The organism is Nonomuraea bangladeshensis, assembly GCF_039529455.1.
GTDB lineage: Bacteria > Actinomycetota > Actinomycetes > Streptosporangiales > Streptosporangiaceae > Nonomuraea > Nonomuraea bangladeshensis.
Window position 1 is genome coordinate 596,516 of sequence record NZ_BAAAMV010000005.1, and the last position, 19,010, is coordinate 615,525.

Below are 19,010 nucleotides of genomic sequence, written 5' to 3' on the forward strand. Positions count from 1 at the left end.
ATCGGGTGTGGTTCTGCCCTGCGGTGCGGTGTTGGTCGGGCCTCACCGTCCTCTCACCGGGGCGTGTACGGGGACTCGTGGGCCAGGCGAAGCGGGGGCCGATGACCCGCTCTTCGAGCATGACCATCGCTGACCTGCCTGGATACGAACCGCTGTCGCACTTTCGTTGCACTTGCGTGAGCTCCCGGTATCTCTCCGTGCTTCCATGGCCGTGGAAGGGAGCAGCGTCGTGACGACCGTGCATGAGTGGACCGGCCTGGAAGCCCGTGCGCTGCGGCTTGCGCTGCGAATGAGCGTGCGTACGTTCGCCCTACACCTCGGCGTGGCACCCCGCACCGTGGCGAAGTGGGACCACTTCGGCTCCTCCACGCGGCCGCGACCGGACACCCAAGCGATCCTGGACACCGCGCTCGCTCGCGCGGACTCGGCGACCCACCTGCGGTTCGAGACCTTGCTGCTGGAACTCGGTCAGGGCACGGAACAGGGGCTCAGGGTCACCCGCGTAGGACCACGAGCATGGGAGTACGAGACGTGGACGGACGACCTCGACCGGGCCGTGGTCGCTCTCGGCCGCCAGAGCTTCAACTACGCCGCAGACCTGCTGAACCGATGGCTGGCCCGCTACGACCTGCACACCCTGGACGACAAGGGCCTCTACCTGTTCGCGCGATCCACGACTTTGCTCGGCGACCTGCAGCGCGACCAGGGCGCGGTGACCGGCCCGCTCTCCGCGCGCCGCTCCTACCTCAACGCTCGCTCCGTCTACACCCAGCTCGACATCCCGCGCCGCGTCGCCCAGCTCGATCTGTCGCTCGCGGTCGTCGCCGAGATGTCGGGCCAACTGAACGAAGCCGCCCAGGAGTACGAGGTGCTGGCCGTCGACGACCGGCTCTCACCGCGCGACCGGGCACGCGCCCGCCTGTGGGTCGGGACCGCCCTGAGCAAGAACGGCAAGTACGACTACGCCGCCCGGTTGATGACGACCGCCATCCGGGAGTTCGAGGGCATCGGCGAACCCGAGGACTGGTCGGTCGCGCACCAGAAGCTCGCCCTGGCTCACCGCGGCGCGGGGAACCTGGCGGAGGCCCTACGCCTGATCGACCTCGCCCGGGCCACCGCCGTCACCGATGCCCCCATGCAACGGGTACGGCTGGAGACGGCCTACGGGCACATCCTGCTTTCTGACCGGGACACCGTGGATGATGGGCTGATGATCCTCGACCGTGCCGCGCGAGAGGCGGCACAGCATGGGCTCGCGCACCAACTGTGCAGCATCGAGGGCATCCAGCGGACCCACCAGGGGAACGTCCGTCCTCCCCTCCCACGGCGACCAGGGAGCAACCGAGTGAGCGTCAAGCAGCAGCAGGTCATCACCGACGAGCAGTGGCGGCACGCCCGCACCGTCTGGGGCTACCACCAGATGCGCCACGACCTGCGCCGGTGCGATGTGGCCATCGGCTTGGGCAGCCATGATCTCGGCGTCGCGCGTGCGGCCGTCAGGCTGTACCGCGCCGGATGGTTCCCGCTGCTCGTCTTCACCGGCGCCACCAGCCCCACCACCGCAGCCCGGTTCCCGCGCGGCGAAGCCGTCCACTACCGCGAGCACGCCGTGGAACTCGGTATGCCCGACGAAGCGATCCTGCTGGAGCCGAACGCGACCAACACCGGGCAGAACATCAGCCTGTCGCGGCAGGTCCTGGCGGACTCCGGAGTCGAACCTGCGTCGGTATTGCTGATCTCCAAGCCGTACATGGAGCGCCGCGCCTACGCCACCGCCCGGAAGGTGTGGCCGGAGGTCGAGGTGGTGTGCGCCTCCGAGCCGCTGGAGCTGGACGACTACGTCAGCTCGATCGGTGATCCAAAGCTGGTCGTCGACATGCTCGTGGGCGACCTCCAGCGCGTGATCGAGTACCCGAAGCTCGGCTACGCCATCGAGCAGCCCGTACCAGGAGAGGTCCATGACGCCTATCAGGCTCTTCTCCGCGCCGGATTCGACAGCAGACTTCTGCCGTCCTGACCTGCCGTACGGTGAGGTGTGCGCGATCCACCAGCCGAACCTCTTCCCCCGGCTCTCGACCTTGGCCAAGCTGTACGCCGCCGACTACTGGATCGTCATGGACGACGTCCAGTTCACCCGGCGCGACTACCAGCACCGCACGCGCCTCGGCTCACTCGACGGCTCGGGACAGGCACAGTGGCTCTCCATAGCGACCCACCTGCCGCACGGCCGTTCGACGTCCATCCGGGGAGCTCGCCTGGCCGACCCCGCGCGCTGTCGGCGTCGCATCGCGCAGCTCCTCGCCGACCACTATCGGCGCAGTATCCACTGGCCGCCGTTCAGGCGGCGGCTCGAATCTCTCCTTGCCCGGTTCGAGAGCACCGACCGGTTGGTTGACGTGACCGAGTTGTCCACGCGCCTGCTGCTGGAACAGGTCAGGTGGCCGGGACGAATTCTCCACAGCAGCGATCTGTTCGCACGGGGCGGGCGGTCGCAGCGGCTCGCCGACCTCGCGTGGCTGACCGGCGCGACGACGTACCTGTGCGGAACCGGAGGCATGCGGTACCTGGAGCCGCCCGCGTTCCAGGTTCGCTCGATCGAGATCCTCCCGTTCCGAACCCCAGCGTCGGGCATCTGGGAATCGGCTCGCGAGATGAGCGCCGTACACGCCCTGATGCTTGCCGGCCCGCATGCGCTGCGGCAGGAGTTCGAGACGCTGAAGGCGCGGGTGCTGGCGGGTGAGCCCGCGAGGTCCAGCGGGGCCGCCGGCGAGCCCAATGCGCTCTGAGTCAGGCATCCACCGGCGACCTCCAAGCGCTCTCGGCTCCCAGCGGGCTTCCCCGGTGGATCGCCGATGTCGAGCCGGGCTCGGTCCGCGATCTGACCGCCGCTCGCGCGCATGTGCTGGGGACGTTGTGTGTTCGACCCGAAGAACGGCCGGGTCGCCGGGCGGCGGCGACCCGGACGGATGCTCAGCCGAGGACCGGGAAGTTGGAGCGGAAGACGCCGTGCGGGTCGCGGGCGCGCTTGATCGCGCGCAGTCGCTCCAGCGTGGCGGCCGGGAACGCCGCCGCGGCCGACTCGCCGTCGCCGAGGAACGTGAACGGCTTGAAGCCGGTGGTGTGCGAGGCCAGCGCCCCGGCGATCGCGCCCATCCTGGCCGTCCCCGCCGCCGCCAGCTCGGGCACCGGCGCGGGGGCGATCATGCTCAGCAGGTACGGCTCCGCCAGGTGCCCGCAGGCGCCCCCGTCCGCCTGGGGCCGGGCCAGCGCGCCGCCGAGGTGGCGGATCTGGACCGTGGCCAGCGGCGCGATGCCCTCGGCCGTCGCCCCCAGCAGGGCCGCCACGGCGTCGTCGCCGAGGTCGGTCAGCAGCTCGCCGCGCGACAGGACGGGCATGGGCTCGGTCGGCTCGGCGCAGATGGAGCCCAGCTCGCTGACCGGCAGCTCGCCGCGCGTGTCCAGCAGCGCGCCGGGCACCGACTCCAGCGGGCGCACCAGCTCGCGGCCGGCGGCGGCGTCGCCGAGGAAGGTGAGGTCGACCATGACGGCGGCGAGGCCGCGCAGCGGCTCGGGCACCTCGGGGAAGGGCGGGAACTCGGCGAGGGTGAACCACAGGCTCAGCTCCTCGGGCGCGTTCGCGGTGATCTCGCGGAAGGCGGCCATGACCTCGGCGGCGCGGGCGGCGGGCCACAGCAGGCGGCCGCCGTACAGGCCGGCCGCGGGGAACAGCTCCAGCTCCAGCGCGGTCACCACGGCGAAGTCGCCGCCGCCGCCGCGCAGCGCCCAGAACAGCTCGGGGTCGGAGTCGGCGGTGACGCGGGACGTGGCGCCCTCGGCGTCCACGATCTCCAGTGCGCGCACGGCGTTGGCGGCCAGGCCGCGGGCGCGGCCGTACCAGCTGAGGCCGCCGCCCAGGACGTAACCGGTCACGCTGATCACGGGCGAGCTGCCCGCGGGGCCGGTGAGGTCGTGCTTGGCGGCGGCGGCCAGCAGCTCGCCCCACGAGGCCCCCGCCTCGACCCGCGCCACGCGCTCGTCGGGGCGGATCTCCACGGCCCGCATGCGGGACGTACGGATCAGGATCTCGCCGTCGAGGCCGCTGGTGGCGCCGTGGCCGCTCGGCTGCGTGGTGACGCGGAGCCCGGACGCGGCGGCCTGGCGTACGACGGCGGCCACGTCGGCGGCGCCCTCGGCCTCCACCACGACGGAGACCCGCTGCGGCACCGCGCGGTTCCACGGCAGCGCCGCCTGCTCGAAGCCGTCGTCGCCGGCGGAGAGCGTCAGCCCGCGCAGCGCCCTGTCGTCGATGGTCATGTGATCCCCCTGTCGTGGCGGTGTCGTCGATCGCCAAGGGTGGACCAGAGCGCTAAACGCTGGGTTGGATGTGACTTGTGCCGGACTTGTCCAAGAGAGTCAGGTTGATCTGCCCTATGTACGTGCCGACGACCATGACACCGTCGAAGGGACGGTGACGCACCGAATCTGGAGGAAACGTGTGCGCGTTCCACATCATCGACCTGGGCGCCATGCAGATCCTGGACTCCCGCGGTCGCCCCACCCTGTCGGTCACCCTCACCCTGGCCGGCGGCGCGACCGGGTGGGCCGGCGTTCCCTCCGGCGCCTCCACGGGCGCCCTGGAGGCCGTCGAGCTGCGTGACGGCGACAGCGGCAGGTACGCCGGCGCCGGCGTGACGCGAGCCGCGGCACGCATCACCGGCACCATCTTCCACCGGTTGAAGGGCCGGCCGTGGTACTCGCTCGCCGACGTCGACCAGGCACTCATCGAGCTGGACGGCACGCCGGACAAGAGCCGGCTCGGCGGCAACGCCACCGTGGGCGTGTCGATGGCCGTCGCGCGGGCCGTCGCGGCGGCGCACGGACAGCAGTTGTGGGAGTTCCTGTCCCCGTCCACGGTGCGGCCCAGGATGCCGGTGCCGCACTTCAACATGGTGAGCGGCGGCATGCTCGCCTCGAACCAGCTCGACTTCCAGGAGTTCATGATCGCGCCGATCGGGGCGCCGTCGATGGCGGAGGCCGTACGGGCCGGGGCCGAGATCTACGCCGTGCTGCGCGCGAACCTGGCCGCCGCCGGCCGGCCCACCGGGCAGGGCGACGACGGCGGCTTCGCGCCCGACTTCACCCGGCCCCGCGAGGTGCTGTCGGCGCTGATGCGGGCCATCGACGACGCCGGCTACACCGCCGCTCGCGACCAGGTCGCCATCGCGCTGGACCCGGCCGCCACCCGGTTCCGCCGCCCCGACGGCGCCTACGAGGTCGCCGGTGAGCGGCTGTCCGGCCCGGAGCTGGTCGAGATGTACGCGGACCTGGCCGCCGACTTCCCCGTCTGGAGCATCGAGGACGGCATGGCCGAGGACGACGCCGACGGCTGGCGGCTGCTCACCGAACGGCTCGGCGAGCGGCTCCAGCTCGTCGGCGACGACGTCTTCTGCACCAACCCCGCCGTCATCGAGCAGGGCATCGCCGGCAACATCGCCAACGCGGCGCTCATCAAGGTCAACCAGGTCGGCACCGTCACCGAGACGATGCAGGCCATGGACCTGTGCCGCAAGCACGGCTACGCGCGCATGGTCTCCCACCGCTCCGGCGAGACCGTGGACGACTTCGCCGCCGAGCTGGCCGTGGCCACCGGCTGCGGGCAGTTCAAGGGGGGCGCGCCGGCGCGCGGCGAGCGCGTCATCAAGTACAACCGGCTGATGCACATCGCCGGGCAGCGGCCCGACCTGCCGTACGGGCTGGCCGAGCGGTGACGCGCCCTCCCCTGGTCAGCCCGCCGCGGCGGCCTCCTCCAACGCCCGGATGTCGATCTTGCCCATGCGGAGCATCGCCTGCATGGCGCGCCCGGCCCGGCCGGGGTCGGGGTCGGCGATCAGCTCGGGCAGCCGGCTCGGCACGATCTGCCAGGACAGGCCCCACCGGTCCTTGAGCCAGCCGCACTGCGACTCCTCGCCGCCGTCCGCCGTGAGCCGCGCCCACAGCTCGTCCACCTCCTCCTGCATCTCGCAGTCCACGTACAGCGAGACCGCCTCGTTGAAGGTGAAGTGCGGGCCGCCGTTCAGCGCGAGGAAGCGCTGCCCGGCCAGCTCGAACTCGACCAGCATCACCGTGCCGGCCTCTCCAGGGCCGGCGTCGCCGTTGCGCTGCACGCGCACGATGCGCGAGCCGGCGAACAACGAGGTGTAGAAGGTGGCGGCCTCCTCGGCCTGGTGGTCGAACCACAGGTACGTCGTGATCTTCTGAGTCATCGTCGAGCCCCTTTCACTAGCCTGTATGGCGTTTCGTCAACAACGCGTCGAACGGGCTCCGGCCGGATCGACACGGCGGCCGGATTTTTTTCGCGGGGAGTTCGCACATGAACAGAAGAGCATTGGTGCTGGGCGGCGGCGGGGTCGCCGGGATCGCGTGGCTGACCGGCCTGCTGGCCGCGCTGGCCGACGCGGGCGTCGACGTGACCGCCGCCGACCGGATCGTCGGCACCTCGGCGGGCGCCACGGTGGCCGCCCAGGTCACCTCCGGCCTGCCGCTCGCCGACCTGCTGGCCCGGCAGACCGACCCCGCACTGCAGACGCCCGAGCTGGCGAGCGGGGTCGACATGGCGGAGCTGTGGACCCGGTTGCAGGCCGCGTACGGAAGCTCGCCCGACCCGGCCGAGCAGCGGCGCAAGGTCGGCGAGCTGGCCCTGGCGGCCTCGACGGTGCCCGAGGCCGAGCGGCGGGCGGTCATCGAGGCCCGGCTGCCGGTGCACACCTGGCCGGCCCGCGACCTGGTGATCACGGCGGTCGACGCGCACACCGGCGAGCCGCGCCTGTTCACGCCCGGGTCGGGGGTGGAGCTGGTCGACGCGGTGGCGGCCAGCTGCGCGGTGCCCGGCGTGTGGCCGTGCGTACGGATCGGCGGGGCGGCGTACACGGACGGCGGCGTGCGCTCCTCCACCAACGCCGACCTCGCGGCGGGCTTCGACCCGGTGCTGGTGATCGCGCCGATGGCCGAGCTGGGCGAGCCGTCGTGGAGCGGGCTCGGCGGCGCGGTCGAGGTGATCGAGCCCGACGAGACGTCGCTGGCCGCGTTCGGCGCCGACCCCCTCTCCCCCGCCTCCCGCACGCCGAGCGCCGAAGCCGGCTACGCCCAGGGCAAGGCCGCGGCGACCAGGGTCGCGTCCTTCTGGGGGTGACCGACGTGCGGAGGTCCGCCGCGCTGGCGCCGTTCGTGGTGACGCTGAGCCCCTATGAGCTCGGCGCGGACGGCACGCATCGGGGGCTGCCCTCGTCCACGGTGTCGGTCACCATCCCCGAGGCGGACTCGCTGGAGATCGGGTGGCCTGGACGGTCCGGCTCGCGTGAGCGGTTCCGGGCCGTTGTCGCCGGTCTTCATCTGGACGCGGCCGAGTTGCGGCAGGTGGGCGGCACGCAGGGTGTGTGGCTGACGCTCAGCCCGGCGGGGGCGGGCGCGCTGCTGGGGGTGCCGGCGGCGGCGCTGGCGGGGCAGGTCGCCGATCTCGCCGACGTGGCTCCGGCGATGGCTCATCTGCCGGAGCGGCTGGCGGCGTGCCGGTCCTGGCCGCAACGCCGGGCCGTCGTCGAGAGCGCTCTGCTGGCCGGGCGGACGCGGTACAGCGGGGGTGAGGAGCTGCGGGCCGTGCTGGCGGCGCTGTCCGGGGCCGGTCGGGTGCAGGAGGCGGCTCGGCGGCTCGGGTGCTCGCGGCGTCACCTGAGTGGTACGGTCCGGCGGGAGCTGGGGGTGACGCCGAAGGAGTACCAGCGGCTCCTGCGGTTCGAGACCGCGCGTGGCGGGCTCGTGGCCGCCGCCCGTGCCGGGACGGTCAGCCTGGCGGCGGTGGCCGCCGCGGCGGGGTTCGCCGACCAGGCGCACTTCACCAGGGAATGGCGGGTCATGGCCGGGTGTACGCCTGCCGAGTGGCTGCGCGTCGAAGGACTCACCGCGTAGGGCGTGCCCAAATCTTCAAGACCGTCGCCTCCGCCCGGCCCGACGATGGGCGCATGACGTCTCTCTTTCCCCGGCTCGTCGTGCCCGACCCCGAACTCGCGTCGGCGTTCTACCAGGCCGCCCTGGGCGCTGATCAGGTGTTCAGCGCCCCTCCGGGCGACGACGGCAGGCCCAGTGTCATCGATCACCGCGTCGGCGGGGCGTCCTTCCGGGTCTCGCCGGCCGTCGCGGCGTGGGGGTGGCTGTCGCCCGACGATCTCGGCGGGTCGGCGGTGCTCGTGGAGATCGAGGTCGACGACCCTGACGTGGTCGGGGCGCGCATGGTCGCCCACGGCGCCGAGGTGGTCGTGCCGATCGAGAACCGGCCCTACGGCAAGCGCTCGGGCCGCGTCCGTGACCCGTTCGGCCACCTGTGGATCATCTCCGGAGAGCTCAAGCCAGACGTACGGTGACCGAGGCGCCCTCACGGGCGGCGAGACCCCGGAAGGACAGGGTGGAGCCGGTCAGGAGGGCGTCCCCGGCGAGCAGGCCGGCGATCGGCCGGTCCCAGGTGACCGTCAGCTCCTCCAGGTCGCGGCGGGGGTCGGACACCGCCAGCGTGGCCGTGCCGTCGCCGTGCTCGCGGGCCAGGATCGCGCACGGAGCGGAGGCGGTCAGGCCGCCGGCCGAACCGGCGAGCCAGAAGTTCGCCGCCGTGAGGCCGAGGGCGGGCACGTGCACGGCCTGCGCGCCGGTGGAGTTGGCGAGCACCCGCACGCGGCCGGGCTCTGCCGCGCGGGCCCGTGTCTCCTCCGGCGTCGCGCCCGGCAGCAGGACGTAGTGGTAGCCGGCCGAGCGCGGGTCGACGCCGTGGTCGAGCCAGAGCGTGACGTAGTCGCGGGCGAACCCGCCGCCCGCGCGGCGCTCCCGCAGCGTGCGGAGCCGCCCGCCGGGCGCCAGGTAGCCGCCGTGGCCCTCCAGGTGCGCCCAGCCCTCCCCCTGGGTGAGCCGCGCGGCGGTCCTGCGATTGTCGACGATCGTCTCGACCGGCGTGCCGTCCTCGGCGGTGATGCCCGCGCCGAGGCAGACCACGGCGTCGTCGAGGAAGAACCACGACGCGAAGGCCTCCAGCGTGCTCTCCAGCCCGCTCAGGTGCTGGCCGACGGCCGCGTACGTGCCGTCCGTGGCCCCGCCGACCCACCGCCACGGCGTACGGGTGTCGCCCCACGCGCCGCCCGCGCCGTCCGGCAGCCGCCTGGCCGAGACGGTCGTGCCGGGCAGGCGGTAGGGGTCGACGGTGGGCCAGAAGGCGTCGGAGTAGTGCTCGCCGTGGCCGTCCGCCCACCAGTAGAGCATCCCCGAGCCGGTGTGCCAGCCGCGCGGGTTCTCGCCGTTGCCGTGCTCGTAGTGCCCGATGCGGTCGGAGGACATGCTGAGCGCCGCGCACCAGCCGGGCCGCCGGTGCACCGCCCGCGCGCTCATCGGCAGCAGCCGGTGCCCGACCGGCTCGGGCGCGGCCGGCACCGCGGGATCGGCCTCAACCGCCGCCAGGCGGGCGTGCGCGGCGGGCTCCAGCGCGGGCCGGTGACCGCTCCGCGCCGCCCAGCCCTTCACCAGCGCCTGCCAGCGGGCCCGGTACGCGGCCGGGGCCACCTCGCCGAGCAGCAGGATCGCGTCGGCGAGCGCGTGGCCCCGCTCGTGGTCGCCGAAGGGGCGCCGGCCGACGGCACGCCCGCTCACGAGATCCATGCACGCCCCGTCGCGCACGAACGGCGCGAACGAGCGCTCCACCACCTCGAAGGCCACCGGATGGGTGACCTCCCACGGCGAGCCGCGCAGCAGCGCGAAGATCACGGCCGCGCCCGACAGCAGCGTCACCCCGTAGGAGCCCTGGTAGGGGACGTACGCGTGCTGGATGAACGAGCCGTCCCGGTAGAAGCCGTCGCCCTCGCCGACGTACCGGAACACCGGCGCCAGCGCGGCGACCGCGAGGTCCGCCCTGCCGTGGTCGCCGTCGAGCATGGCCCGCAGGAGCATCACCAGGCACAGGTCCACCCGATTGGCGGCGGTGCTGGTGCCGCTGTAGGAGCCGAGGCGGTGCTGGGGGACGAAGTGGTCCACGGCCCCGGCCAGCGCGCGCCGGCGCTCCTCGCCGAGCTGCGGCTCGACCAGTGCGGACGCGTCGAGCAGCGCCTTCGGGACGCCGATCTGCCAGTGCCACCAGTTGCCCGCCGGGTAGGCGCCGGCCGCGTACACGTGCCGCCGGTAATGGTCGATCCCGGCGGCCACCGCCTCGGCGAGCGCGGGGTCGCCGGTCAGGCCGGTGCCGGGCAGCGCGTACGCGCGGGCCATCGTCCGCAGGCGGCGCGGCGTCGCGACGAAGGAGGGGAACGGCTGGTCCGGCCAGAGCCGGCCGGGCCCCGGCGCCATCGTGTCCAGGTGGCGGACGGCGGCCCGGCCCAGGGTCGCCAGCTCGGCCCGGTAGGGTTCGGCCGCCGGGTCGTAGCCGGAGCCCGCGGCGAGCTCGCGCCAGCGGCGGCGTAAGCGGACGAAGCAGTCGTCGGGCGTGCGCGCGACCCCGGCCGGCGTCAGCGCCCCGGCCACCCCGGCCGCCGCCACCCCGCCGGCCCGCAGGAACGCCCGCCGCCGCACCTTTCCGATTATCGGCGCTCAGCCGGGCAGCAGGGCGCCGGCGCGTTTGATCGTGCGGATGATGGGGGCCGTCTCGATCTGGCGGATCGCGGGCAGCGCGCCCAGATCCTCCGTCAGGTAGCGGTAGAACGCCGCGTCGTCGCGGCACACGATGCTGGCCGCCAGGTTGTGCGGGCCGGTCGTCGCGCCCGCGAAGGCCACCTCGGGATGCCGGGTCAGCGCCCGTCCCGTCGCGTGCAGTTCGGCGGGCGGCACCGACATCCAGAGCTGCGCCTCCACCTGGTAGCCGAGCAGCGGGGGCAGCACGTCCATGTCGAAGAAGAGCACGCCGGCCGCGCACAGCTGCTCCATGCGGCGCTTGACCGTGGACTCCGACCAGCCGGTGGCCGCGGCGAGGTCGGCGTGGACCGCCCGGCCGTCCAGCGACAGCGCCCGGAGCAGCGCCTCGTCGCCCGCGCTCAGGGAGACGACGGGTTCGCCGGTGGAGCCGTGTCCCGGGTACGTCCGGCCGGCCTCCAGGCGGGCCACCTGGTCGGCGGAGAGCGCCGCCAGCCCGGCCCAGCCGATCCGCCCGCCGACGAACACGTGCAGCGTCCGGTGCGCCACCACCGACAGCACCCGGCTCGTCCTGGCCAGCTTGTTGAGCAGCAGCTCCTGCCGCTGGGCGGGCGTGCGCTGGAGGGTGCCGCAGGAGATCTCGGTGCCGCCGGACAGCAGGTGCACCCAGGACGTGTCGGGGCGCCGCCCCAGCGCCTCGGCGATCGAGCTCGCCGCGTCGGGCGTGCACCGCAGCCGCAGCGCCCACGACTCGTAGCCGAGCCGCCGCCCGTCCACCACGCCCACCACCCGCAGCATCCCGGTGGAGCGCAGCCGCCGGTAGCGGCGCGCCACCCGCTGGTCGGACACGCCGAGCACGTCCGCGATCCGGCTGAACGAGGCCCGCCCGTCCACCTGGAGCGCGTGCAGCAGCCCCCGGTCCACCTCGTCCAGCGTGATGTTTTCCACCACAGGAGCGTAGCTCGCACGGAAATCCGGCAGAACGGCCCGGTTTTCGGGCGAGAACCGGCATCCGTCCCCGACCTTGGCACTCATGACACAAGTGACGACCCCCACCACGACCGCGAGCTGGCGGCCGCTGGTCGCCGCCTGCCTCGGCGCCTTCATGCTGCTCGTCGACGTGACCATCGTCATGGTCGCGCTCCCCCCGATCGCCGCCGACCTGCGGATGTCGTTCGGCGACACGCAGTGGCTGCTCGACGGCTACGCGCTGGCCCTCGCCGCCCTGCTGCTGGCGGCCGGGTCCGTCGCGGACCACGCCGGCCGCCGGCGGGTCTACCTGGTGGCGCTGGCGGTGTTCGCGCTGGCCTCGCTGGCCTGCGGGGTCGCCCCGAACGGCGCGCTGCTGCTGGCGGCCAGGGTGGTGCAGGGCGCGGGCGGCGCGGCCATGATGGCCACCACGCTCGCCCTGGTCAGCGCCACCTACGAGGGGCGGCAGCGGGGCATCGCGTTCGGCGTGTGGGGCGGCGTGAACGGGGCCGCCGCCGCCGTCGCGCCCGTGCTCGGCGGCCTGCTCACCGAACACCTGCACTGGCGGGCCATCTTCCTGGTGAACCTGCCCATCAGCCTGGTCGCCGCCTGGCTCACGCTGCGCTCGGTCAAGGAGTCGCGGCTGCCGGGCGGGGCCGGGCTCGACTGGGCGGGGATGGCGACGTTCACGGTGGCGGCGGGGGCGCTGACGTACGGGCTGATCGAGGCCGGGCAGCACGGCTGGGCGGCGGCGCGGACGCTCGGGCCGCTGGCCGCCGCCACGGTGGCGCTGGCCGCGTTCCTGGTGATCGAGCTGCGGAGCCCGCGGCCCATGCTGGACCTGCGGCTGTTCGCGAACCGGTCGTTCAGCGGGATCATGGCGGGCGCCGGGCTGCTCATGCCGGCCGCCTTCGCCTGCCTCGCCTTCACCTCGCTCTGGCTGCAGCAGTCCCTGGCGCTCGGGCCGGTGCTGGCGGGGGTGGCGCTGTCGCCGATGGCGGTCACGTCCCTGGTGGTCTCGGTGGCCGCCGCCCGGCTACTCCCCCGGCTGTCGCCGCGCGTCGCGCTCGGCGGCGGGCTGCTGCTCATCGCCGCGGGCGCGTTCCTCCAGGGCCGGCTCGGCCCGGACACGGGCTGGACCGCGCTCGCGCCCGGCCTGGTGGTGGTCGGCGTCGGCGTGGGCCTCGCCATCCCGGCGCTCAACTCGGCCGCCATGGGCGCCGTCCCGCCGCACCGGGCGGGCATGGCGGCCGGCGCGGTCAACACGGTCAGGCAGCTCGGCTACGCGCTCGGCGTCGCCGCGCTCGGCCTGCTCTACCAGGGCGGGGGCAGGGCGGCGTACGCGGCGCTGAACGAGGTCTACCTGGCCGCCGCGCTGACCGGGCTGGCGGCGGGGCTGCTGGTCCTCGCCGCCGTCCGGCGCTGACCCGCTTACTTGTCGTACTCGTGGGCTCCGGCGTCCACGGGGCCGTCGCTGCCGTCGATGGCGCGCCCGGCGACGTCCTGGTCGCTGAACCGCGTCACGCCGAGGTCGATGGCCGGGCTGCCGGCGCGGAGCCTGAGCGGCTGGGCGGCGTCGGTCAGGTCGAACAGCGGGTCGGCCGTGACGTTGGCGGTGCCGCCCATCTGGTGCTGGCGGGCGCCGAAGAACACGTTGTGGTGGCTGTCGGTGACGCCGGGGCCGTAGGCGGTCTTGACCACGGCCTGGACGATGTTCTGGGACATGGACAGGTGCGCGTTCGTGCAGGAGGCGTCGCAGATCACGCCCTGGGAGTCGGCGTGGGTGAGGCGGACGCTGTTGTTGCGGAAGACGGTGCCGAGGACGGGGCCGTTGGGGTCGGGATCCTCGCCGGGCTCCTGCGGCCCCCTGGTCACCAGCGCGGCCTGGGTCTCCGGCCCGGTGATCACGTTGTACTCGAAGACGTTGCCCGTGGTGCCGTCGGGGTCGGACGGGCTGCCGTCGGGGTTGACGTCCCTGCTGGTGCCGAGCTCGGTGAAGGTCTCGTTGTCCACGGCGATGTTGTGGTGGATCCGGTTGCGCGAGCCGAGGAAGATCTCGACGGCGGCGCCGTCCGTGCCGTAGTCGTGGCTGAAGGCGGAGGAGCCGCGGATCTCGTTCCAGCCGATGTTGGAGTCGTCGCCCTGGACGAGGATCGCGAACGCGCCCGAGTCGTCGTTGTCGTCGACGTCCTTCGGGGTGAGCGTGCTCATGTGGTCGTTGTCGACGAAGTCGTTGGCCGTCACGGCCGTGTAGCGCGTGCCCTGCTCGATGTAGACGCCGGCGGCGGCGCCGGTGATGAGGTTGCGCTCGACCACGTTGTCGTCGCCGGAGACCTTCACCCCGGCCCACGTGCAGCGCGCGCCGTCCCGCGCGATCCCGATCTGCAGGTTGTAGAGCTCGATGTGGGCGCCTTCGAGGCTCACGCACGCCTCGGCGTGCCCGGTGATCACCGGGCGGGCGGCGGCGGTGCCGTAGGCGTCCACGACGATCGGCGCGGCGGAGGTGCCCGAGCCGGTGATGGCGAGCTGCTGCCCCTGCCAGGTGCTGCCGCGGGCGAGCAGCAGCCGGTCGCCGGGGGCGAGGGCCGCGCCGGACGCCTTGGTGAGCGTCTTCCACGCGGTGGCGGGCGAGGTGCCGGCCGCCGCGTCGCTGCCGTTGACGGCGTCCACGTAGTACGTCCGCGCGGCTGCGGCCGACGCCGGTGAGGCGGTGAGGGCTGCGGCGAGCGCGAGGACGGCGACCGCGGCGCCGGCACGCGGGATCCAGACAGACATACGGCCTCCAGGGCGGCCGCGGCCCGTCCCTCGACGAAGATCATCCACGGCTCGCGGCTGACACTGTAGCCGGGAAGTCCTGACTTAATAAGCTATGTCCCAGAACGAATCGGCACGACGGCGCACGCCGGGCCCTCGCGGGGCAGGGCGAACCAGGTGCCCTTGCCCACCAGCTCGGGACGCGTGGCGTAACGCTGGGGGTGGCAGCCGTAGAAGCCGTCGGAGAGCCGGGCCACGATGCGCAGGCCGCGCCCGTGCTCGGCCTCCAGGTCGGGCGGCCCGGGCTCGGGCGGGGCCGGGCCGCCGTCCACGACCACGCACATGATGTCCTTGGCGTCCACGTGCAGCAGCAGCTCGTACGGCGCCTCCCCGTACATGAAGGCGTTGGTCACCAGCTCGCTCACCATGAGCACGGCGTCGTGGACGAGGTCGGGGTGCAGGCCGAGGTCCGACAGGTGCCGCCGGATGACCGTGCGCGCGTGAGCGACCGTCCGGACGTCCTCCCGCAGCGGCCACACGTACCGCGTCCCGCGCCGGCGGGGCGATCGCAGGGTGGTCGTCATAACGTCTCGCTTCCGGGGGTTCACGGGTGAACTGAAGCGGCTGTCGAAACGTGTACGCACGAGACGGCCGTCCGGCTCGATGTTTCCGGTGAGAAATCGTGAACTCACGGAAAGGAGAACGGAACCTCAGCGCAGCAGCGACCACACCGCCGCCGGGGTCAGCGGCACGTCCGTGACCCGGTCGGCGACCTCGGGAAGGGCGGCGGCGACCGCGTTGGCGACGGCGGCCGGCGGGCCGATCGTGCCCGCCTCGCCCACCCCCTTCATGCCGCCCGGCGTGATCGGCGACGGCGTCTCCAGCAGGACGACCTGGATGTCCGGAACCTCCCGGGTGGTCGGCAGCAGGTAGTCGGTGATCGGCTGGCCCTCCTCGCTGTAGCCGATGTCCTCGGTCAGCGCCTGTCCGAGCCCCTGGGCGACGCCGCCGTGGATCTGGCCCTCCACCACGGCGGGGTTCACCAGCACGCCCGCGTCGTTCACCGCCCAGTAGCGCTCGACCTCGACCGCGCCCGTCTCCGGGTCCACGGCGACGGCCGCCGCGTGCGCGCCGTAGGCGTAGGTGTAGCCGGGCGGGTCGTAGCTGACCCGCTCCTCCAGGCCGGGCGGCACGCCCTCCGGCAGGTCCCAGCCCCGCCAGGCGGACGTGGCCAGCTCGCGCAGCGGCACCGACGCCTGCGGGTCGCCCTTGACCCGTACGACGTCGCCGACGAGCTCCAGGTCCTCCTGCGCGGCCTCCAGCCGGTGCGCCGCGATGGCCAGCAGTTTGTCCCGCAGCCGCGCCGCCGCCCGCACCAGCGCGCCGCCGCCGAGCGTCAGCGCCCGGCTGGCGATCGACCCCACCGACGAGTACGGCGTCGCCGCCGTGTCCCCCAGCACCACCCGCACCCGCTCCAGCGGCACCCCCACCCGGTCGGCGGCGAGCTGCGCCAGCGCGGTCTCGATGCCCTGGCCCATGCCGACCACGCCCGAGGCGACGACCACGGAGGCGTCCTGCTCCATCCGCAGCACCGCCGTCTCGTAGCCGCCGGCCAGGATCCCGATGGCCTTGAGGTCGTCGGACGGTCCCATGCCGGTGCTCTCGACATGGCAGGACCAGCCGATGCCGCGCCGCCGGCCGTCGTCCTTCACCACCGGCTCGACCAGGTCGCGCAGCGTCCGCAGGGCACGCGGATAGTCGCCCGAGTCGTAGCGCTGATGGACGCGGGTCGTGCACGGCAGCTCGTCCGGCCGCAGCATGTTGCGCAGCCGCAGCTCGACCGGGTCGACGCCCAGCCTGCGGGCGGCCTCGTCGATCAGCCGCTCCCGCGTCAGTGTCCCCTCGGGCTGGCCGAAGCCGCGGTAGGAGCCGGTGGGGGTCGTGGTGGTCATCACGGCCCGCACGCGGACGCCGACGCGCTCGAACCGGTACGGGCCGGGCAGCAGCGTGGCGGTCACCGCCGCCGTCGAGGCGCCCGCGTTGGACGGGTGGGCGCCGAGGTCGGCGAGCACGTCCGCCTCCAGGGCCAGGAACCGCCCGTCGTGGTCCAGCGCCAGCCGTCCCCGGTGCACGGCGGCCCGCGCGGGCAGCGTGGCCAGCAGCCGGTCGCCAGGGGCCTCCGTCCAGGCCACCGGGCGGCCGAGGCGCGTCGCGGCCAGGCAGATCAGCGTCTCGTCCGGGTAGACGTGCTCCTTGGCGCCGAAGCCGCCGCCGGTGTCGCCGGCGATCACCCGTACCCGGTCGTGCGAGAGGCCGAGCGCCTCGGCCAGGTGCTCGCGCACGTGGTGCGGCGCCTGCGTGGAGATGTGCACGGTCAGCTCGTCGCCGGACCAGTCGGCCACGACGCCGCGCGGCTCGATGGGGTGCGGCGAGACCCGTCCCATCCGGAACGTCATCTCCACGACGTGCGCCGCTCCCTCGATCACGGCCGCGCAGTCGTCGTCGCCGAGCAGGAACTCGGTGACGACGTTCGTGCCCAGCTCGGGGTGGAGCAGCGGGGCGTCCGCCGCCAGCGCCCGCTCCGCGCCGACGAGCGCGGGCAGCTCGCCGAGCTCCAGGTCGACGAGGTCGGCGGCGTCCCTGGCGGCCTCGGGGGTACGGGCGACGACGAGGGCGAGGGGCTGGCCCGCGTACCTGATGGTCTCGTCCAGCACCGGGTAGCCGGTGAGGCGCTGGCCCGGTGAGAGGTTGACGCAGGGCAGGCGGAGGCCCGCGGCGTCCGCCGGGGTGATCACGTCGAGCACGCCCTCGGCCGCCCAGGCTCCCTTGACGTCGCAGCCGAGCAGCCGCCCGTGCGCGATGGGGCTGCGGATCACGTGCGCGTACGCCTGGCTGGGCAACCGGACGTTGCCGACGTACCTGGCCCGTCCGGTCAGCAGCCGGGCGTCTTCCCGTCGCGGCGTCCTGGCGCCGACATATCCGTCTCCCATGGGCCGATTGTGAGCGCGCTTCGGCGAGCGGTCCAGACGATCCAGGGGTAGGAGCAGGTCAGAGGGGGTGGCCGATGCAGACGTTCCTGCCTTATCCGGATTTTGTGGCGACAGCGGGGGTGCTCGACCCGCTGCGGCTCGGCAAGCAGCGGGTCGAGACCCTGCAGATCCTGCGCGCCCTCACCGTCCCCGGCTACGGCTGGCGGCACCACCCCGTCGTCAAGATGTGGGCCGGGTACGAAGAGGCGCTCATCCGCTACGGCCTGGAGGTCTGCGACACCTGGTGCGCCCTGGGCCGCGCCGACACCTGCGCCGCCACCATGACCACCGAGCTGGCCCAGCTCCGCGGCACCTCCGAGATCCGCCGCCAGCCCGAGCTCGCCACGGCCGGCGAGCTGCCGCCCTGGCTCGGCGACGAGGCCCTGCACCGCAGCCACCGTTCGGCCCTCCTGCGCAAGGACCCCGCCTACTACCGGCCGAAGTTCGGCGACGAGGAGCCCGACGACCTGGAGTACGTCTGGCCCCGCTCCGACCGCCTCCCGCCTCCGGCGTAGCCCGTCGGCGGGAGGCCCGCGATGATCACGCTCTCCGCCCACTCGGTCGCGAGGATCGCCCCATAAGCGATGATCCGCACCAGCGCGGCGTCCCCTCCCGAGCCGGAGCCGCGCCAGGCGGCCACGTCGGCGTCCGTCACCCGGTACGGCGCCAGCGCCGTGAGCAGCGCCAGCCGGGCCGCGGGCCGGTCGGCGGGCGGGAGCCCGGCGAGCAGGCCGTCCAGCCGGGCACCGCCCATCAGCGGGTGTTCGCCGTCCCAGGCGGCGACCGCGCCGGCGACGGCGTCCCTGGCCTCGACGCTGAGCAGGTCGCCCCCGTCGCCCGCCACCGTGCGCAGCGCCGCGTAGGCCACGCCGGCCGGCCTGCGCCGCGCCCAGCCGGGCTCGGGACGCCCGCCCAGATCGGCGATCAGCGGCAGGGCCGCCCCGCCGGGCAGCCGCCTGCGCACCGTCCGCGACATCGCCCGCCCGCCCACGCTCCGCACCAGCCGCGACCGCTGCAGGTTGCCGGGCAGCAGGTTCTCGGTGAGCAGCGCCGAGGCGATCCGGTTGACGAAGTGAAAGGTCAGTGCGGTCCCTACGTACTCGGGGGCGTGCTCGGCGGGGAACGGCGCCGGGCCCCGGTCCTTGGCCCAAGCCAGCAGCCGCGCGTGCCCGGGATCGTCGGGGACGCCGCCTGCGGCGACGGTCTCGGCGAGCCGGTGGTCGCCGGTCGCGTGCAGCAGCGTCGTGTGCGCCGCCACGCAGAACGGGCACCGGTTGGCCAGCGACACCCCCAGCGCCACGACCTCCTTGCCGGTGCGCGGGACGTCCCCCGCGAGCAGCGTCTCGCGCAGCAGCGCCCAGGTGGCCGCCAGCACCTCGGGCGCGGGCGACAGGGTCAGGAAGACCGCCATGCGCGCCATGCCGAAGTCGTCGGCGAGCTGCCGGTAGACGTCGGCGACCCTGCCGGTCGCGGCGTCGGGCGGCACCGGGGTCACGTAGCGGAACTGGCCCCTGTTTCTGGTCGTGTCGTCCATGCCGGACATCGTGCGGCCCCAGCGGGCCCGCGGTCGTCGTGCCGCCGGATGCTTCTCCCCGTACCCCGCGCAAC

16 protein-coding genes are annotated in these 19,010 nt (G+C 73.8%); 8 read left to right on the forward strand and 8 right to left on the reverse strand.

Features of this window, described 5'->3' with window-relative positions; all coding sequences use genetic code 11:
- Positions 1–229: 229 nt before the first annotated feature.
- Together ABD292_RS18670 and ABD292_RS18675 are read left to right on the forward strand one after the other, a co-directional pair.
- Positions 230–2,017, forward strand: a complete 1,788-nt coding sequence (locus ABD292_RS18670; RefSeq protein ID WP_344208768.1) for an ElyC/SanA/YdcF family protein — start codon at positions 230–232, stop codon at positions 2,015–2,017.
- Positions 1,959–2,786 (forward strand): WbqC family protein, encoded by an 828-nt coding sequence (locus tag ABD292_RS18675; protein WP_344208771.1) that lies wholly within the window; start codon positions 1,959–1,961, stop codon positions 2,784–2,786. Before ABD292_RS18670 ends, ABD292_RS18675 begins: the two co-directional genes overlap by 59 nt.
- 184 nt (positions 2,787–2,970) lie before the next feature.
- Here ABD292_RS18675 and ABD292_RS18685 read toward each other — a convergent pair whose 3' ends face one another.
- Entirely contained in the window at positions 2,971–4,314 is a 1,344-nt protein-coding gene (locus ABD292_RS18685) for an FAD-binding oxidoreductase (RefSeq protein ID WP_344208773.1), read from the reverse strand.
- 179 nt (positions 4,315–4,493) lie between these two features.
- Here ABD292_RS18685 and eno point away from each other — a divergent pair, with 179 nt between their 5' ends.
- A complete protein-coding gene (eno, locus tag ABD292_RS18690; RefSeq protein WP_344208775.1) occupies positions 4,494–5,768 on the forward strand; it encodes a phosphopyruvate hydratase in 1,275 nt (424 codons plus the stop codon).
- Between the two features lie 15 nt (positions 5,769–5,783).
- Here the strand turns inward: eno and ABD292_RS18695 are convergent, their stop codons facing one another.
- Positions 5,784–6,263 carry a VOC family protein gene (locus ABD292_RS18695; protein ID WP_344208777.1) on the reverse strand — a complete coding sequence of 160 codons (480 nt, stop codon included), beginning with the start codon at positions 6,261–6,263 and terminating at the stop codon, positions 5,784–5,786.
- 107 nt (positions 6,264–6,370) lie between these two features.
- Between ABD292_RS18695 and ABD292_RS18700 the strand changes: the two genes are divergently transcribed.
- From ABD292_RS18700 to ABD292_RS18710, 3 genes are read left to right on the forward strand one after another with little or no spacing between them, the layout of a single operon-like run.
- Positions 6,371–7,189 (forward strand): patatin-like phospholipase family protein, encoded by an 819-nt coding sequence (locus ABD292_RS18700; RefSeq protein WP_344208779.1) that lies wholly within the window; start codon positions 6,371–6,373, stop codon positions 7,187–7,189.
- A gap of 5 nt (positions 7,190–7,194) precedes the next feature.
- A complete protein-coding gene (locus tag ABD292_RS18705) occupies positions 7,195–7,962 on the forward strand; it encodes a helix-turn-helix domain-containing protein (RefSeq protein WP_344208781.1) in 768 nt (255 codons plus the stop codon).
- Positions 7,963–8,015: 53 nt separating this feature from the next.
- Positions 8,016–8,414 (forward strand): VOC family protein, encoded by a 399-nt coding sequence (locus tag ABD292_RS18710; RefSeq protein ID WP_344208783.1) that lies wholly within the window; start codon positions 8,016–8,018, stop codon positions 8,412–8,414.
- Here ABD292_RS18710 and ABD292_RS18715 read toward each other — a convergent pair.
- Both ABD292_RS18715 and ABD292_RS18720 read right to left on the reverse strand, forming a co-directional pair.
- On the reverse strand, positions 8,395–10,593 hold the full coding sequence (locus ABD292_RS18715) for a polysaccharide lyase 8 family protein (RefSeq protein WP_344208785.1): 2,199 nt from the start codon (positions 10,591–10,593) through the stop codon (positions 8,395–8,397). The genes ABD292_RS18710 and ABD292_RS18715 overlap by 20 nt on opposite strands.
- Before the next feature lie 18 nt (positions 10,594–10,611).
- A complete protein-coding gene (locus ABD292_RS18720) occupies positions 10,612–11,598 on the reverse strand; it encodes an Lrp/AsnC family transcriptional regulator (RefSeq protein ID WP_344208787.1) in 987 nt (328 codons plus the stop codon).
- An 85-nt stretch (positions 11,599–11,683) separates the two neighbouring features.
- Between ABD292_RS18720 and ABD292_RS18725 the strand changes: the two genes are divergently transcribed.
- Positions 11,684–13,045 carry a DHA2 family efflux MFS transporter permease subunit gene (locus ABD292_RS18725; protein ID WP_344208789.1) on the forward strand — a complete coding sequence of 454 codons (1,362 nt, stop codon included), beginning with the start codon at positions 11,684–11,686 and terminating at the stop codon, positions 13,043–13,045.
- Positions 13,046–13,050: 5 nt separating this feature from the next.
- Here the strand turns inward: ABD292_RS18725 and ABD292_RS18730 are convergent, their stop codons facing one another.
- From ABD292_RS18730 to ABD292_RS18740, 3 genes are all read right to left on the reverse strand, one after another.
- On the reverse strand, positions 13,051–14,394 hold the full coding sequence (locus ABD292_RS18730) for a right-handed parallel beta-helix repeat-containing protein (RefSeq protein WP_344208791.1): 1,344 nt from the start codon (positions 14,392–14,394) through the stop codon (positions 13,051–13,053).
- A 92-nt stretch (positions 14,395–14,486) separates the two neighbouring features.
- Positions 14,487–14,957, reverse strand: a complete 471-nt coding sequence (locus ABD292_RS18735) for an ATP-binding protein (protein ID WP_344208793.1) — start codon at positions 14,955–14,957, stop codon at positions 14,487–14,489.
- A 126-nt stretch (positions 14,958–15,083) separates the two neighbouring features.
- Positions 15,084–17,363: a xanthine dehydrogenase family protein molybdopterin-binding subunit gene (locus tag ABD292_RS18740; protein ID WP_344208796.1), complete on the reverse strand. Its 2,280-nt coding sequence runs from the start codon at positions 17,361–17,363 to the stop codon at positions 15,084–15,086.
- 74 nt (positions 17,364–17,437) lie between these two features.
- Here ABD292_RS18740 and ABD292_RS18745 point away from each other — a divergent pair, with 74 nt between their 5' ends.
- Positions 17,438–17,917: an MSMEG_6728 family protein gene (locus ABD292_RS18745; protein WP_344208798.1), complete on the forward strand. Its 480-nt coding sequence runs from the start codon at positions 17,438–17,440 to the stop codon at positions 17,915–17,917.
- On the opposite strand, the gene ABD292_RS18750 is transcribed toward ABD292_RS18745, so the two are convergent.
- Positions 17,833–18,936, reverse strand: coding sequence for a carboxymuconolactone decarboxylase family protein (locus ABD292_RS18750; RefSeq protein ID WP_344208800.1), 1,104 nt, complete (start codon positions 18,934–18,936; stop codon positions 17,833–17,835). The genes ABD292_RS18745 and ABD292_RS18750 overlap by 85 nt on opposite strands.
- Between the last annotated feature and the right edge of the window lie 74 nt (positions 18,937–19,010).

Excerpts from the sequence above, each read along its gene's own strand:
- ABD292_RS18675 (WP_344208771.1), top strand. The coding sequence starts at position 1,959 with ATGACGCCTATCAGGCTCTTCTCCGCGCCGGATTCGACAGCAGACTTC.
- ABD292_RS18685 (WP_344208773.1), bottom strand. The coding sequence starts at position 4,314 with ATGACCATCGACGACAGGGCGCTGCGCGGGCTGACGCTCTCCGCCGGC.
- ABD292_RS18695 (WP_344208777.1), bottom strand. The coding sequence starts at position 6,263 with ATGACTCAGAAGATCACGACGTACCTGTGGTTCGACCACCAGGCCGAG.
- ABD292_RS18700 (WP_344208779.1), top strand. The coding sequence starts at position 6,371 with ATGAACAGAAGAGCATTGGTGCTGGGCGGCGGCGGGGTCGCCGGGATC.
- ABD292_RS18710 (WP_344208783.1), top strand. The coding sequence starts at position 8,016 with ATGACGTCTCTCTTTCCCCGGCTCGTCGTGCCCGACCCCGAACTCGCG.
- ABD292_RS18725 (WP_344208789.1), top strand. The coding sequence starts at position 11,684 with ATGACACAAGTGACGACCCCCACCACGACCGCGAGCTGGCGGCCGCTG.
- ABD292_RS18730 (WP_344208791.1), bottom strand. The coding sequence starts at position 14,394 with ATGTCTGTCTGGATCCCGCGTGCCGGCGCCGCGGTCGCCGTCCTCGCG.
- ABD292_RS18735 (WP_344208793.1), bottom strand. The coding sequence starts at position 14,957 with ATGACGACCACCCTGCGATCGCCCCGCCGGCGCGGGACGCGGTACGTG.
- ABD292_RS18740 (WP_344208796.1), bottom strand. The coding sequence starts at position 17,363 with ATGGGAGACGGATATGTCGGCGCCAGGACGCCGCGACGGGAAGACGCC.
- ABD292_RS18745 (WP_344208798.1), top strand. The coding sequence starts at position 17,438 with ATGCAGACGTTCCTGCCTTATCCGGATTTTGTGGCGACAGCGGGGGTG.
- ABD292_RS18750 (WP_344208800.1), bottom strand. The coding sequence starts at position 18,936 with ATGGACGACACGACCAGAAACAGGGGCCAGTTCCGCTACGTGACCCCG.